Origin of the sequence: Oceanobacillus profundus (assembly GCF_003515705.1) — a bacterium.
GTDB classification, from domain to species: Bacteria; Bacillota; Bacilli; order Bacillales; family Amphibacillaceae; genus Oceanobacillus; species Oceanobacillus profundus.
Window position 1 is genome coordinate 35682 of sequence record NZ_QWEH01000019.1, and the last position, 15726, is coordinate 51407.

Annotated in this window: 12 protein-coding genes; 5 read left to right on the top strand and 7 right to left on the bottom strand. The window is 37.8% G+C overall.

Annotation, left to right across the window (positions count from 1 at the left end; all coding sequences use genetic code 11):
* Window positions 1–242: 242 nt before the first annotated feature.
* On the top strand, window positions 243–1643 hold the full coding sequence (argH, locus tag D1B32_RS20055) for an argininosuccinate lyase (protein WP_118890287.1): 1401 nt from the start codon (window positions 243–245) through the stop codon (window positions 1641–1643).
* 211 nt (window positions 1644–1854) lie between these two features.
* Here argH and ald read toward each other — a convergent pair whose 3' ends face one another.
* Together ald and D1B32_RS20065 are read right to left on the bottom strand one after the other, a co-directional pair.
* Complete coding sequence (gene ald, locus D1B32_RS20060; protein ID WP_095307467.1) at window positions 1855–2985, bottom strand: alanine dehydrogenase; 1131 nt, start codon at window positions 2983–2985, stop codon at window positions 1855–1857.
* Window positions 2986–3096: 111 nt separating this feature from the next.
* The gene (locus tag D1B32_RS20065) at window positions 3097–4359 is read right to left on the bottom strand and encodes a PucR family transcriptional regulator (protein WP_118890288.1); all 1263 of its coding nucleotides are present in this window, start codon (window positions 4357–4359) and stop codon (window positions 3097–3099) included.
* A gap of 179 nt (window positions 4360–4538) precedes the next feature.
* Here D1B32_RS20065 and D1B32_RS20070 point away from each other — a divergent pair, with 179 nt between their 5' ends.
* Entirely contained in the window at window positions 4539–5636 is a 1098-nt protein-coding gene (locus D1B32_RS20070; protein ID WP_095307462.1) for a YkvI family membrane protein, read from the top strand.
* Window positions 5637–5739: 103 nt separating this feature from the next.
* Here the strand turns inward: D1B32_RS20070 and D1B32_RS20075 are convergent, their stop codons facing one another.
* Window positions 5740–8835, bottom strand: a complete 3096-nt coding sequence (locus D1B32_RS20075) for an efflux RND transporter permease subunit (RefSeq protein ID WP_095307460.1) — start codon at window positions 8833–8835, stop codon at window positions 5740–5742.
* 100 nt (window positions 8836–8935) lie between these two features.
* On the opposite strand from D1B32_RS20075, the gene D1B32_RS20080 reads away from it, so the two are divergent.
* The 3 genes from D1B32_RS20080 to D1B32_RS20090 all read left to right on the top strand — a co-directional run bounded on the left by D1B32_RS20080 (window position 8936) and on the right by D1B32_RS20090 (window position 11469).
* Window positions 8936–9772, top strand: a complete 837-nt coding sequence (locus tag D1B32_RS20080; RefSeq protein ID WP_095307458.1) for a TetR/AcrR family transcriptional regulator — start codon at window positions 8936–8938, stop codon at window positions 9770–9772.
* A 138-nt stretch (window positions 9773–9910) separates the two neighbouring features.
* Window positions 9911–11044, top strand: coding sequence for a DUF4145 domain-containing protein (locus D1B32_RS20085; RefSeq protein WP_118890289.1), 1134 nt, complete (start codon window positions 9911–9913; stop codon window positions 11042–11044).
* A gap of 191 nt (window positions 11045–11235) precedes the next feature.
* Window positions 11236–11469, top strand: coding sequence for a hypothetical protein (locus D1B32_RS20090; RefSeq protein ID WP_095307455.1), 234 nt, complete (start codon window positions 11236–11238; stop codon window positions 11467–11469).
* Window positions 11470–11832: 363 nt separating this feature from the next.
* Here D1B32_RS20090 and qoxD read toward each other — a convergent pair whose 3' ends face one another.
* From qoxD to qoxA, 4 genes are all read right to left on the bottom strand, one after another.
* Window positions 11833–12114: a cytochrome aa3 quinol oxidase subunit IV gene (gene qoxD / locus D1B32_RS20095; RefSeq protein WP_095307453.1), complete on the bottom strand. Its 282-nt coding sequence runs from the start codon at window positions 12112–12114 to the stop codon at window positions 11833–11835.
* 1 nt (window position 12115) lies between these two features.
* Complete coding sequence (locus D1B32_RS20100) at window positions 12116–12712, bottom strand: cytochrome (ubi)quinol oxidase subunit III (RefSeq protein ID WP_095307450.1); 597 nt, start codon at window positions 12710–12712, stop codon at window positions 12116–12118.
* Window positions 12709–14658 (bottom strand): cytochrome aa3 quinol oxidase subunit I, encoded by a 1950-nt coding sequence (qoxB, locus tag D1B32_RS20105; protein WP_095307449.1) that lies wholly within the window; start codon window positions 14656–14658, stop codon window positions 12709–12711. The genes D1B32_RS20100 and qoxB overlap by 4 nt, the downstream gene beginning before the upstream one ends.
* Before the next feature lie 73 nt (window positions 14659–14731).
* A complete protein-coding gene (qoxA, locus tag D1B32_RS20110) occupies window positions 14732–15640 on the bottom strand; it encodes a cytochrome aa3 quinol oxidase subunit II (RefSeq protein ID WP_118890290.1) in 909 nt (302 codons plus the stop codon).
* Window positions 15641–15726 lie beyond the last annotated feature (86 nt).

Consider the following 15726-nt stretch of genomic DNA (forward strand, 5'->3'; position numbering starts at 1 on the left):
TCCTTTCAAAATCAATAATGTTTCGATAGGTTAGTAAAGTTAACTTATTAATTGAAAATTATAATACTATTAATCTCTCCGAATGTCAACGTTTACATAACTAAAAATAAAGTTAATTTTAATTTGAGTTACTATTTTTAAAATTAACACTTTACAAAAGAGAATACAATCCGCTACAATGATTGGTAAGTAAGGTTAACTAACTGTAAAGAAATATAATACACAATATTGAGGTGTAGGATATGAATAGAATGAAGGAGCAGTTTGAAGCGGCTGAAGGAGTTGAATTTCCTGGTAAGACCTATATGGATGAACTGCTAAAGCCGGTATTTGATGATCAAAAAAAGTATTTATTTGAAGCAATGTTTAAAATCCATAAAGCACATACTATTATGTTGATGGAGCAGGGGATTTTAACAGGTGATGAGTGTACTGAAATTTTAGAAGCTGTGAAGCAGGTAGAATGTATTGACCGAACTGAATTAATGTATTCTTCTCAACATGAGGATCTTTTTTTTCTTGTTGAGTCTCGGTTAGGGGATCTTATTGGGACTGATCTAGCAGGAAAAATGCATATTGCAAAAAGCAGAAATGATATGGGAGAAGCGATGTATCGCATCGTTATTAGAGATTATATTGAACAAGTGATTATAGAAGCGGAACAATTAAATAAAGCAATTCTTTATCAGGCAGAAAAACATGCTGAATCAATTATGCCAGCTCATACGCATACACAACCTGCTCAGCCAACAACATTCGGGCACTACCTTGTAGCTATTTATGATAATTTAGATCGAGACATTCAAAGATTAAAACAGGCTTATGCAACAGTGAATAAATCACCAATGGGTGCAGCTGCAATTACTACTACAGGGTTTCCTATAAATAGAGAGCGTATGGTAGAATTGCTTGAATTTGATGGACTAATAGAGAATTCATATGATGCAATTGGAACAGGTGATTATCTAATTGAAGCAGCGCAGGCTTTAGTTAGTTTAATGACGAATATGGGGAGGTGGCTTCAAGAGTTGTTACGTATGGCATCAAAAGAGGTAGGTTTAATAAAGGTTTCTAATGCATACGTTCAAATTAGCAGTATTATGCCTCAAAAAAGAAATCCAGTTTCGATTGAGCATTCTCGTGCAATTGCAAGCAGTGCGGCTGCAGAAGGGCTGGCGGTAGTTCATATGATTCATAACACCCCTTTTGGAGATATAAATGATACGGAAGACGATCTGCAACCACATCTATATGCAGGTTATCAAAAAGCTACACGAGTGTTGCGATTAATGCGTGCTGTTATGCTTACGTTGGAGTTTAATAAGGGACGAGCTTATCAACAAGCGAGAGAAAATTTGATAACGATTACAGAGCTTGCGGATGTATTGGCAAGGGATTACCGTATTTCATTTCGGGCAGCACATAAAAAAGCAAGTGCAATTGCCAAAAACGTAGAAGAAGCAGGAAAAGAACTATATGAAATTTCACTATCGAAAGTAAATGAATGGCTTAGCGATGTTCAACTTAAAAATGAAGATTGGCAAGCAATTATTGATCCAAAACAATTTGTAGCACGAAGAAGCATAACTGGTGGGACAAACCCTGATGTCGTAAGAGGGATGATTGAGAAGAGAAAGAAGTAGTCCCTGGTTAGTAGTATATTAAGCTGAGAGAAGGTAGCTTTCACGTGAAAATATGGAAGTCGATCTTCTTGCAATTAAGGCATTAATTAATCAACGAATTCTTTCATATTTCTACTTGCTAATCATGATAAGTATTGTGTTGCCTATCATATATGTATACAAATAAAAAAATACCCTTCTAAGGATGCAAGAAGGGTATTTTCCATGGGAATTATATTATTGCAGGTTCATTTATTACTTCTTCCAATGAAATGTAATTATAACCAAGATCGTGGGCAACGGCTTCATAGGTTACTTTTCCATTGATGACATTCACACCAGTGCCAATTGCAGGGTTATCCTGGATCGCTTTAGCAACCCCTTTTGCGCCTATTTGTGCTGCGTATGGCACGGTAACATTCGTTAAGCCAACTGTTGCAGTACGTGGTACAGCGCCAGGGATATTCGCAACTGCATAATGAAGTACATCATGTTTTACATAGATTGGATCATCATGAGTAGTAGGGTGGTCAACAGTTTCAAAATTTCCACCTTGGTCAATTGCGACATCGACAATCACGGATCCTGGCTGCATAGACCTAACCATGTCTTCACTAACAAGCTTCGGTGCCTTTGCACCTGGAATTAAAACCGAACCAATAACTAAATCAGAAGTTTTCACTGCTTCTGCAATATTGTAAGGGTTAGACATTAACGTTTGAATGCTTGAACCAAAGATATCATCTAGTTCACGTAAACGAGTTGGGTTCAAATCAATAATGGTAACTTCAGCTCCAAGACCGAGCGCAATGCGAGCAGCGTTCGTACCTACAACACCACCGCCAATGATAGTAACTTTTCCACGGTTAACACCTGGAATTCCACTTAGCAGAACTCCTTTACCGCCTTTTGATTTCTCAAGGTATTGTGCTCCGATTTGAGTTGCCATTCGACCAGCAACTTCACTCATTGGAGTAAGCAATGGCAATGTACGGTTAACCGTAATCGTCTCATAAGCAATTGCAGTTACTTTATTTTCCACTAACGCTTGGGCTAATTCTGGCTCTGCTGCTAAGTGGAGATATGTGAATAGTATTAACCCTTCACGAAAATACTTATATTCAGATGGGAGCGGCTCTTTTACTTTCATAATCATTTCGGATTTTGACCAAATCTCTGAAGCGCTATCAATGATGGAAGCACCAGCTTCGATATACTCTTCGTTTGTAAAGCTGCTTCCTAAGCCCGCGTCCTTTTCAATAATGACTGTTTGCCCTGCTTTTACTAAATTCACTACCCCTGCAGGTGTCATTGCAACACGGTTTTCATTATTTTTAATCTCTTTGAGTACCCCTATAATCATGTTTACCATCTCCTCAAAAGCTATTTATAATCTTATGATAACGCTTTCTTTTGGTATTTTCTTCATTAAAAAAGATGAAAAAAAGAAGGGTGGTTTGTGTATTTGCACAAATCACCCTTCATGCATGCGTTCCATAATAAAGTCTAAATAAACGAGAGTCTTCTGTTTTGGGTCCTTTAAGTCCAGCATAGCGACTTCCCGAATTCGTTTTAGACGATAGTTCATCGTATTCGGATGAATAAATAATTCCTTTGCTGTTTGATAAACATTGCAATCACAGTTTAAATAAGCTTGTAAAGAATCGGTAAGGGAAGTGTGGTGTTTCTTATCATATGATCGTAATCTTTCAATGTATTTATTCTTCCGACTTTTACTTGCTTTTTGAATCGCAAACAGCTCTTCTATAAATTGATAGACTCCGAGGTCTTCATATAAATAGATACCTTTTAGATCTTTTGCATATTTTTCTTTTAGATTTAATACGCTTAGTGCTTGTTTATAGCTCTCATTTATTTGCTTCGCTTCACCATAAAAGATTCCAGCTGAACCGTTGACATTTTTTAATGCAAGTTGGTTACTGATTTTTTCTATAATTTGTTTGATAAATTCCCCTAATAAATAGGCCGGATCTTCCTTCTTACGATGATGACGAACAAGGACAATAAATTCATGACTATCAAATAGGCGAAAAAGGGATTTAACTTGTAACTGTGTTTCTGCTAAATAGTATGCATACTTTTCAATTTGCTCCGTTATTTGATCTTCAAATCGTATGACAACGACTGCAAGCTCACCCTCTAATTGAACGTTAAGTTGTTTTGCTTGTTGGTTTAATTTATCGGTGTCTTTAATTTGTCCAGTAAGTAATTGCCAAAAGAGGTCATTATAACTTTCTTCTGATTTTCTATTCCGTTTCGGGTGCTTGAAGAATAATTTACGAACTTGCTTAGCGACTTCCTGCAGTAGTTCGAGTTCATCTTTACCCAGTTTTTTATTACCAGTATGTGCCCATATAAACCCCAGAATTTCATTTTTTTCACGAATGGATATAGCTACACGATTTCCGAGCCCGATTTCATTAATTTGTGGGATGACAACAGCTTCATCTTGATCGATAAGTTTAGACATAACACCTTTTTTCCAGAGCCCATTAATTACATTATCCGGGACTTTTCGATTCATAATGGTGCCGATTCGTGCTTCGTCAATATTTTCTTTATGCTTACTGTAGGATACAACATGATGGTTAGAATCTTCTATTGTAATAGGACACTCGAATATTTCACCAATCCAATCAGCTAACTGATCGGCTGAATCAAATTCTTCATTCATTCTGCTTTTTAAAAGCTCTAGGTGATTAGTTTTATCGCGCATGAAATATACCTTCCTCTTCAGTAGCTGTTGTAGCCTGTTATGTTAGTAAAATAAACGTAACACAAATAGGATTTGAGTAGATAAACGAACTTTCTAATTCACATTTTAGTATATACACAAATAGATTTCATCTTTTAGCTGTTATAATTTAAAAGGAAACATCTGAAGGGGGAGACACGATGAAAAATACACTTAAAATTGGAAGCGCTTTTATAGGAGTGATTGTTGGAGCAGGATTTGCTTCTGGACAAGAAGTATTACAGTACTTTACTAGCTTTGGAGTTATGGGTATTGTTGGTGCAATTATTGCAAGCGCTTTATTTGCGTATGTTGGGATGGTGCTTGTTTGGTTGGGCAGCCGTGCACAAACAACATCTCATAAAGGGGTAATCTATAATATAAGCGGTCGATATCTTGGAAAGGTTATTGACTATATTCTTATTTTTACTTTGTTTGGAGTAGGGGTAGTAATGATTGCTGGAGCAGGATCAAATTTAAATCAGCAATTTGGCATGCCGTATGTTTTTGGGACAACCTTGATGTTGTTGCTTGTAATCTTAACAGGGATGTTAAAAGTTGATCGGATTGTTTCCATCATTGGGAGTATTACTCCTTTTCTAGTACTGTTTGTCTTAATCATTTCAGTATATAGTTTTCTAACATTGGATGGATCGTTCGCAGCTCTCGATAGTCTCGCGAGGGAACAGCCAACTTCATTACCGAACTGGTTTATCTCGGGAATTAATTATGTTTCCTTTAATACGGCAGTGGGAGCATCAATGGCAATTGTTATGGGTGGGACTGAAGCAAATAGAAAAACAGCTGCAATCGGTGGGCTAGTTGGGGGGCTTGGTCTAGGAGTTTTAATTTTACTTAGCCACTTTGCTATTTTTGCTAAGATAGAAGAGGTTGGCAGCTTAGATATGCCAATGCTGGGCATCGTAAATAATTTATCGCCACTACTTGGTGTGGTGATGTCAATTGTTATATTTGGAATGATTTATAATACAGCGGTCAGTATGTTCTTCTCATTTGTCGTACGATTTGCAGAGGTTGGAACAAAACGTTATAAGCCATTCCTAATAGGAACGATGATTGTCGCATATGTTGCAAGCTTTGCAGGATTTACACACTTAGTCAGTTATTTTTATCCGCTGATTGGGTATCTCGGGCTTGTTCTTATTGCAGTACTAATCATTACGCCATTTAGAATGAAAAAAATTGAAAAGGAAAGCCATCTAGAAATGGAAGATGAGCAACAGAGGGAGTTAGGGTAACAGAGTATAGCGTTTATAAATTCAAAAGGATTGTAACATATCAGCATTTGTGCAATTGAAAAATAATAAAACCCTACAGGACAAAATTCCTGTAGGGTTTAACTTAGTTTTCTTCGATTTCTTTGCGGTTTTTCTTAAATAGCTTGGATAGTAATTCATAAACAAGCGGTACAACAAGCAATGTTAATAAGGTTGAGCTTGCTAGACCTCCGATTACTGTAATACCAAGGCCTTTTGAGATTAAACCGCCACCGCCATTACCAAATGCTAATGGAAGTAATGCGCCCATTGTTGCTAGAGCTGTCATTAAGATTGGGCGAAGACGTGTTGCTCCAGCTTCGAGAATAGCTTCTCGTAATCCCATTCCATCTCGCTCCATGTGGATGATTCGATCGACAAGGACGATTGCATTTGTTACAACAATACCGATTAACATGAGGAGACCCATCATAACGGAAACTGAAATGGTTTCCCCAGCGATAAGTAATCCGACAAATGAACCGATAATCGCGAATGGTAGGGAGAATAGAATTGCAAATGGTGCAAGTCCTTCACCAAACGTGACAACTAAAACAAAGTAAACGATCGCGATTGCAGCAAGCATTGCAATACCGAGCTGGGTAAATGTTTCTTCCATATCTGCTGCAACACCAGCGACACCCATTGTTACACCTTTTGGTAAGTCGAGCTCTTCAATCGCTGCATCAACGTCAGCAGTTGCTTTTGAAATATCATCTTCTGTAATCGTTCCGGTAACAGTAGCGTAGTACTCATTGTTACTACGTGATAGTGTATTCATCGTTGTTCCTTCTTCAACCGTTACAAGTTCCGAAAGTGGAATTGTTGTTCCGGGCTCCATTTGTAATGGAACTGGAATATCCAGCATTTCCTCAATTGACTGCGGATCGAAAGTCTGCTCTTGTTGTACGATAACATCAAGTGTTTCGCCATCTTTTTCAACTGTTGTGATGATATCCTTTGTTGACGAGGTATTTAGCATCATAACAATTTGACCAGTTGTTAAGCCGTATTGCAGTAGGTCTTGCTGATCTACTTTTAATACATGTTCAACATATGCATCCTCTGCACTTGACGAAACATCATCAATTCCATCTATTTTAACTACTTCTTCTTCAACCATGTGGACAGCTTCGGTTAGATTATCTAAATCCTCGCTATAGAATGTATAGCTTACTTCATTCGTTGCCATTCCCATAGAAGAGAAGTCTTGGCTTTTCCACTCACCTGATTGATCGATGTTTGTGACATACTCTAAGATTTCGTCACGTGCCTGCGGGAAATCTTCCATGTCTGGGTCGAAGATCAAGTACATTAATGCACCGCCAGCTCCGCCGCCCATCATAGCTGCATTTGGATCTGCTGTTTCTGAATCATTTACAGAAAGCTGAACAATATCGATATCTTCATGTGTTAATAATTCGTCTTCAACCTCTGTAATGTTTTCAAGTGTATCATCCATTAATTCGCCGGCTTCAGGTGTATACGTTAGGTACATAACCTTCTCTTCTTCACTGCCTAAGAAGCTGAAGCCGATTAGTGGTGTCAGCATCAAGCTGCCTACTAACAATAGTATTGATACGATGGACATAATCACTTTATGATTTAGTGTCCAGTCGAGAACCTTTTTATAGCTTCTCGCAAGTTTTCCTTGTTCCTTATGCTGGCTTTCTGTTTTTTCACTATATAATTTTTTCTTAAATAAGAAATGTGAAAGTGCAGGTACGATTGTAATCGCAACGATTAGTGAAGCAAGAAGTGCAAATGTCATGGTTAATGCAAATGGCATAAACAATTCGCCAACCATCCCACCGACAAAAATAAGTGGTGCGAAAACCGCAACAGTAACGATGGTTGAAGATAGAATTGGTTTGTACATTTCTATGGTTGCCTCGCGGACAAGCGCTCTTCCAGAAAGTTTTTCTTCTTTCAAATGAATCCTGCGATAAATATTTTCTACTACAACGATGGAGTCGTCAATTACCCGGCCAATTGCAACGGTGACTGCACCCAGCGTCATAATATTTAATGTAATATCCATCCAGTTTAGCAGAAGTAATGCCATAAATACGGATACTGGAATCGAGATAATGGAAATAATCGTTGATTTAAAGTCACGCAAGAAAAGTAATATAATCAAAACAGCAATTAAGCCGCCGAACAATGCTTTTTCAATCATAGTATTGACGGAATCCTGAATTGGCTGACCTTGGTCAAGGGATACATCAATAATTAATCCTTCATTCGCTTCTACTTCTTCTTCAACTAGGTCTTTTACTTCATTTACAACGTCGACCGTATTATCCTGTTGACCTTTGACAATTTGGATTGCTATTGCGTCCTCGCCATTTGTACGGGAGACAGACTCTACTTTACCAACAGTCTCGATAGTTGCAATATCTCCTAGTTCTACAAATGGAGCAGGGTTTGATTCTGATGGTGTAACAGGTATAAGCATTCCTTTAAGCTCATCTTCTGTCATGAACTTTCCATCTACTGCTACCGCCTGTTCACCTTCTTCAAATTCATACAGCCCTAGAGAAACAGCCATATCACTAGCTTGTATCATTTCCTCAACAGTATCTTCTGTGATATCAAGCTCTGCCATCAATTCCTGATCATATGTCAGCTCTACCTCTTCAATGTGTTGCCCTGTGATAGTAGCAGATGCAACACCATCGAGTTTTTCGATTTTTGGTAGGAGGTTGTCGTTAACGGTTGATGTTAACTCCACAATATCTTCTGTTGAACTACTGACACTTAATGCTACGACTGGCATCATGTTCATGCTAATCGATGAGATGATTGGTTCCTGTGCATCATCTGGCAATGTGACATTATCCAGTGCTGATTGCAGTTCACGTTTTTTCTCATCCATATCAATTCCGTAATCATATTCAACTTGAATATTTGCGATATTAGATGATGAATTGGAATAAACGGCCTTAATGTCTTCAAGCCCGTTAATTGCTTTTTCAATTGGTATGGAAACTTCATCCATAACCTGTTCTGGAGTTGCACCTGGATATACATCCATCACCATGAGGTAAGGAATATTAATATCCGGAATCATCTCCGTTTTCATTCGCGTCCCTGAATAAATACCTGAAGCAGTAATAATAATAGTCAGCAGCCATACTGCCAGTTTATTTTTCAGGACAAAATTTACAATACCTTTCACCTTTACACCTGCCCTTATTTGACTTATGATACTACGTTATTTATAATAATGACTACTTGGTCAATTGTCAATGTTAGAAGCGGGAAAGGAAGTGGAAAATGTGGCAAAAAAACAACTAATTATGGATAAGGCACTGGAGCTTTTTGCAAAGCAAGGTTTTAGCGCAACCTCGATTCAGCAAATAACCGATCATTGCGGGATTTCAAAAGGAGCTTTTTACTTATCGTTTAAGTCAAAGGATGCACTGATTCTAGCTATAATTGACCACTTTATGATGAAATATGTATCAAGCATTGACTACTTGGTCAGAAGTGAAGATGATAAGGAAAAACTCTTATATGAATTTTACCACTTATGTTTTGACTCGTACTATGAGCACTCTGAATTCGCGAAAATTTTTATTCAAGAACAGGCACATTCATTAAATGATGAATTGATAATAAAAATGCGTTATTATAGTCAGTTAATCGAGGAGTCCATTTTATATATGGTGGAGAAAATATACGGTTATGAAGTAGAACAAATGAAATACGATCTCGTATATTGTATTCAAGGTTTCATGAAAACATATTCAGAACTTTTTTTCTTCCTTAATTTACAAGTTAATTTAGATACACTTTGCAAATCGCTCGTTGAAAAAACGAATTTATTAGCTGCATATACAACAATTCCATTTTTGACTAAAGATTTCGTTCAATTAATGAAAAAACCATTAAATGAAGAAATAACAAGAGAAGAAATGATGATGCTGATGGACCATGCATTAGACGAAGTTGAAGGGGAAATTGAAAGAGAATCACTGACTTTATTGAAGGAAGAGCTTTGGAATCCAAGCTTAAGCAGGGCATTAATAAGTGGTTTGCTGGAAAATATTCGTCATCATGGAGAATGTCAAGCGATCTATTTTAAACTGCGACATCACTTTAGTTTTGAATAATGGGCAGATCGGAAAACTACTTATGCGAATTGGATAAGTAGTTTTTTCTATGGATGCAGAAAAATAAAGCAGATAGCTTTCGTTCTGTGGTAAAATAATAGTTTGACTTGAATATTTACAGCTAGGAGATAACATAAAATGAAGATGGACAATTATTATTATCATTTTTTGGAACAGATGAATAAAGAGCTGGCATTTGTTGCTAGAGAACTTGAACATAGTATATTTGCCAGCCCGCGGACAATGCTGACACATGCAAGGGTTTTTGTAGAAACAATTTTGCTGCTTGTAATGAAAGAGGAAGAACTTCCTTCTAAAATAAGCCTGACACTAATCGAGAGAATTGATACGCTAAATGATAATGGATACATAACAATAGAGGTTCGGGATGCTTTACATTCTGTACGAATGCTAGGAAATCAAGCTGCACATGATACACGGAAATTCCGTTACTCAGAGGCGCTGCAATCATGGGAAGCTGTTTATGTAATTGTAAGATGGTATGTGGAGACATATGGACCGATTGAATTTATATTTCCGGAATACCAGGATCCAGCAGCGAAGGGACAAGAATTCTACGATATTTCAGAGATAGAAATTCGTTTAGGTGCATTGGAGCAGTTGTTAAATGCTTCGGTAGGGAAGCATGATAAAAATCTTGAATCTGATGAAAAGAGGAAATCAGTTGCAGAAGAAACTTCTGATCCACTACCACCAGGCTTTACTACAATTCGAAAGCTTGTATATAAAAAGATGGAGTTGGAAATCCCGTATTTCCTTAGGGATGCATTTCTGTTACCGCAGCGTTTTGAGCGTTCAGAGATGTTCTTGATTCGACTTGGTGCAGAGCAGCAAGCGCGAATCATGAGTGAACTTCCAAATAATCTAGAAGGGCTTTCAACACATGTAAAACGCTACAAAGCTAAAAATGAAGAAATACTATTTGAAGAATTAGAAGTTTTTATCGAGGAAGAGAAACAAAGAAGAGAAATTATGTTAGATCGTCCTGGCGAATTATTTTTCTTTTTCAAAGAAGAGTACCTCGTTGTAACAGAGGAACTGGCTAAGCTAGCATTAAATGAGGATATATTTTCAGGTTTCCCAAGTTTATTAAAACAACTGCGTAAGGATCAAATGGTCACAGTTGGGCAGTTGCCCAAAGAATTGGTTATTTTAGCTAAGTATGACAATGTGGGAATTGGCACGATTAAAAGTCTATTTGAGCAAATGAAACAAATCCAAACAACCAGCACTACCGCTGCTGTTAATTAAGGCAGTGGTGTAACAGTCATAATAACCGGGAGGTAATACTCCCGGTTTATTTTTGTATGTGAAGATTTTTATAAAAATAGGCATCCATGGATTTTTGTCAATATCAAATACAAAAGTTCATAAATTAGAAATAAATGTTTGACAAAAATGTGAACGTGGTAAATAATAAATACAAAGGGAGGTCATTTCAAATGAAAACACATGCGGCAATGTTGAATGCAGTAAAATATATTTGTGGTACGTTAGTTTTCCTTGGAATTGCCATATTTTCTTACGGGGTATATGTAAGCGATTACCAAGGGCTAGTTGGTATTGGTGTAGGTACAGTCATGAGTGCTGCGTTTATATGGATAATGGGTACGTTTCTCGTTGTGACCGAAGAAATGATTCACAAACCTGGCGAGGGGAAGAGAAGCGTTTTGTAATGCATTAAATTGTAAATGAAAAAGCGAGCGCCTATAATTAGACGCTCGCTTTGCTATTGCTTCTTTGGGAAACTATAAAATTTAAATGCTGTAGATAACTTAGTTACCGAAACAGCCACGTCCAGCTCCAGCGCTAAAGCGTTAGTGAGACTTCCTTCACCTCCGAACGAAAAGAAGACTTGCCGATTGGCTGCGCCAGAGGGTTAGTCGCACTTATACCCTTGTGGTGAAAGTCAACATCGACTCCCTACGGTCGCCGTATTTCCTTTATCTTCTACGTAACAATGTTCGGCAAGCCGAACCACCCCAAAATACGGGGGCGCAGTCCGTACGTCGCTAATCGGGCGCTTCTGCTTTTGTGCTTTACATATCCCATACCATTGCAAGTAATGAACCAAAAATGGTCACTAAAGCAATTAAGGCACTGTAGTATAAGGTTGTGTAAATTGTTCTCTTATCATCACTCTCACCAGCATGCATAAACAGGACGAACTGTACAATTGCTTGAACAAAAGCTGTTACAAGCAAGATAGTCATGCCTGCGGTAAATGACATATCCATGAAGTATACGCTCAGCGCAACTACGGTAAGTAGCAATGAGAAGATAAAGCCATTGACTTGCTTTATTGGAAATAATTCCTTCATGTTACATCATTCCTTTCAAGTAGATGAAGCTGAAAATGAAAATCCACATAACATCTAGAAAATGCCAGTACAGTGAGTAATTAAATGATTTATTGGCTGTTTCTGGATTTAGCCCGTGCTTTTTAACTTGCAAGAAGATAGCTATTCCCCAGAACAATCCAAATGTTACGTGAGCACCGTGTGTTCCAAGTGTTGTTAATAAAATACCAGTAAATGCACTTGTTTGTAATGTTGCTCCTACATGATAATAGTGAACAAATTCATAAATCTCAACCGAAAGGAACGTCGCTCCAAGGAGGAGTGTGATACCTAAGAACCACAACATTGCTTTTGGTCGGTTTAAACGCATGGCGTTAATTGCAAGACCGATTGTAAAACTACTAGTTAAGAGTACAACTGTCTCGATTAAAACAGGTGTTATTTCAAAGATTTCAGCACCGCTTGGCCCATTTCCAAATCTGTTTTCATATATGAAATAGGATGTAAATAGTGTTGCAAAAAGCATAATTTCAGCACCCAGGAAAATCCAGAAGCCTAATATATTCATTTCATTTTTGTGTGTGCTATATTCAAGAGGTTGCGAGTGATCTATCTTCATTTCGAAGCACCTCCAAATTTCTCTTCCGTTTCCTTCACTTCGTCAGCAGAAATATAGCGTCCCTGATCATTTTCGAATGAGCTGTACATCATACATGCGAAGAAGGCAATGGCAGCAATGATAACAGCCGGCCAAATACTGAAGACGAACGAGAATCCAAATACAAATAAAATACCTGCCATTATAATTGGAATACCACTATTATTTGGCATATGGATTTTATCGATTTTACCTTTGAATAAAGTATGTTTCTTTTTCTTATGATCCCAGAATGCTTCACTGGAATTTACTTCAGGTTCAATTGCAAAGTTGTATTCAGGAACCGGGTTATGCGTTGCCCATTCTAATGAACGTGCGTTCCATGGATCGTCACCAACGTTTCTAGGTGAGTTTTTAATACTATAGAAAATATTATAGGCGATCAGGATAAATGCAATTGCCATTAAACCTGCTCCTACAAACGAAAGCATATTCAATGGAGTGAATCCAGTTGACTCTGAGTATGTGTACATACGGCGAGCTTGCCCGTCTAATCCAGTGATGTACATCGGGAAGAAAGCTAAAACAAAGCCGACAACATTAAACCAGAAAGCCCATTTTCCAATTCGCTCGTTCAGAATAAAGCCAAACATTTTTGGCCACCAATACGTAAGACCAGCTAGCATCGCATAAACAACACCAGGAATAATTGTATTGTGGAAGTGAGCTACTAAGAACATCGTATTATGATACTGATAGTCAGCACTTGCCATTGCAAGCATTACTCCAGTTACTCCACCAACTGTGAAAAGTGGGATGAAGGCTACTGAATAAAGCATTGGAACGGTGAACCTAATCTTACCTTTCCACATCGTTAGGAGCCAGTTAAATATCTTAATCCCGGTTGGTATGGCGATTGCCATTGTTGTAATCGAGAAGATACTATTAGTTAATGCTCCCTGTCCCATTGTAAAGAAATGGTGTACCCATACAAAGAATGAGAGTAGGGAAATTAGTACCATGGAAGCTACCATTGATTTATACCCATATAAGTTACGTTGTGAGAAGGTCGAAATAATCTCACTGTAAATACCGAATGCTGGCAGAATTAAAATGTAAACTTCTGGATGGCCCCAAACCCAGAAAAGGTTGGCCCAGTACATATCCATACCACCATTACCTGTTGCAAAGAATGATGTACCGAATTGACGGTCGAACGTTCCCATTAAGAGCGCTACAGTTAACACTGGGAAAGCAAATACAATAATAACATTTGTGATTAGAGCTGACCATGTAAACATTGGCATTTTCATTAATTTCATACCAGGAGCTCTCATTTTGAAAATCGTTACAACAAAGTTAATTCCTGTCATTAGTGTACCAATTCCAGAAATTTGAAGAGCCCACATGTAATAGTTAACACCAACAGATTGGCTAAACTCATTACTTGCTAGTGGGAAGTAATTGGTCCAACCAGCGTCAGGTGATCCACCGATAACAAACGATATGTTAAATAGCATTGCTCCGGCAAAGAATAACCAAAAGCTAAGTGCGTTTAGTCGCGGAAAAGCAACGTCACGAGCACCAATTTGCAGTGGCACAACGTAGTTCATTAAACCAATAACGAACGGCATTGCCATAAAGAAGATCATTACAACTCCGTGCGTTGTAAAAACCTCATTATAATGTTGAGCGTTTAAAAATTCCATTTCCGGGCTAGAAAGCTGAAGACGCATCATGACAGCGTCCGCACCACCACGGAATAACATGACTAAAGCGGAAATCAAATACATAATCCCGATTCGTTTATGGTCAGTTGTTGTTAACCATTCGTTCCATAAATAGCCCCATTTTTTAAAGTAAGTTAATCCTGCAACGATTGCGATGGAAACAAGAACAATTGCAACCATAGATGCATAGATCATTGGATCTGGATGGGGTATAGCGAATCTTTCAAAAAATTCCATGTTTGTTACTCCTTTCGAGAAGTTCAAGTACATTTAGATTAGTAATCTAGCTGTTTTGTTCGTAGTCTTTCAATTAATGATGATCGTGTTCTGAATCATCATGTTCATCCTCGGATTGTTCCGTATCATCAGATGAACCGTGATTATGCCCACCATGCTCACCCTCAGGTGGTGGTGAAAATTCTAAATGTGTTCCAGTGAAAGCAAGTTGACCTAGATGACCAGGTTCTAATAATTCATTGAATATATCTTCTGTTAATGGATCAGCCGTAGCATGAATATCATCTACCCAAGTATCGAATTCATCTTGCGGCATTGCGATAACGTTAAATGTGTTTTCAGCAAAACCTTCACCACTAAAGTTTGCATTTCTACCCATAAACTCTCCAGCTGATTCAGCCGCTAAATTAATTGTCGTTACCATGTCTGCCATCGCATATTTTTGTCCGGCTAACTGCGGTACCCAAAAGCTTGTAATTGGACCATGTGAGTAAAGCTTGAACTGGACGGAACGATCTGTTGGGATAAATACATAATTGACTGTTTCAATATCTTGCTCTGGATAGCTGAAATGCCATTTCCAGTTAGATGAAGAAGCATATATCACCAACGGTTCCTGATCCTCATATCCTTCTGGTACTGTTTCAACTTGGTATGTTGAGACAACAGAAACGATAGATAAGAAGATAACAATTAAAATTGGAATACCAACAATAATTCCTTCGACAATAGGATTCCCCTCAATATGTGGTGGTTCATAATCATCATCCTGTTTAGATGCGCGGTATTTTACTAGGATAATGATAAGTAATACAAGTACGGTAATAACAATGAATGCCATAGTAATGATGGATAACCATATAACATCAGCAGTCGTTGCAGCTTGTGGTCCTTTTGGATCTAAGACAAGTAATGGCTCACAACCTGTTAACACTGTAGCTATAGTGAAAATGAATGTTAGTAGGGTCCATTTAAGTTTCATGTATATACCCCTTTCTGTTAAATTATCTGTTTTTTTGCGCCAATATAAAGGTAAACACAATTATCGTCCTATATAATAGTACGCAA

Excerpts from the sequence above, each read along its gene's own strand:
- D1B32_RS20085 (WP_118890289.1), top strand. The coding sequence starts at position 9,911 with ATGAAGATGGACAATTATTATTATCATTTTTTGGAACAGATGAATAAA.
- qoxA (WP_118890290.1), bottom strand. The coding sequence starts at position 15,640 with ATGAAACTTAAATGGACCCTACTAACATTCATTTTCACTATAGCTACA.
- D1B32_RS20090 (WP_095307455.1), top strand. The coding sequence starts at position 11,236 with ATGAAAACACATGCGGCAATGTTGAATGCAGTAAAATATATTTGTGGT.
- qoxD (WP_095307453.1), bottom strand. The coding sequence starts at position 12,114 with ATGAAGGAATTATTTCCAATAAAGCAAGTCAATGGCTTTATCTTCTCA.
- qoxB (WP_095307449.1), bottom strand. The coding sequence starts at position 14,658 with ATGGAATTTTTTGAAAGATTCGCTATACCCCATCCAGATCCAATGATC.
- argH (WP_118890287.1), top strand. The coding sequence starts at position 243 with ATGAATAGAATGAAGGAGCAGTTTGAAGCGGCTGAAGGAGTTGAATTT.
- D1B32_RS20070 (WP_095307462.1), top strand. The coding sequence starts at position 4,539 with ATGAAAAATACACTTAAAATTGGAAGCGCTTTTATAGGAGTGATTGTT.
- D1B32_RS20065 (WP_118890288.1), bottom strand. The coding sequence starts at position 4,359 with ATGCGCGATAAAACTAATCACCTAGAGCTTTTAAAAAGCAGAATGAAT.
- ald (WP_095307467.1), bottom strand. The coding sequence starts at position 2,985 with ATGATTATAGGGGTACTCAAAGAGATTAAAAATAATGAAAACCGTGTT.
- D1B32_RS20100 (WP_095307450.1), bottom strand. The coding sequence starts at position 12,712 with ATGAAGATAGATCACTCGCAACCTCTTGAATATAGCACACACAAAAAT.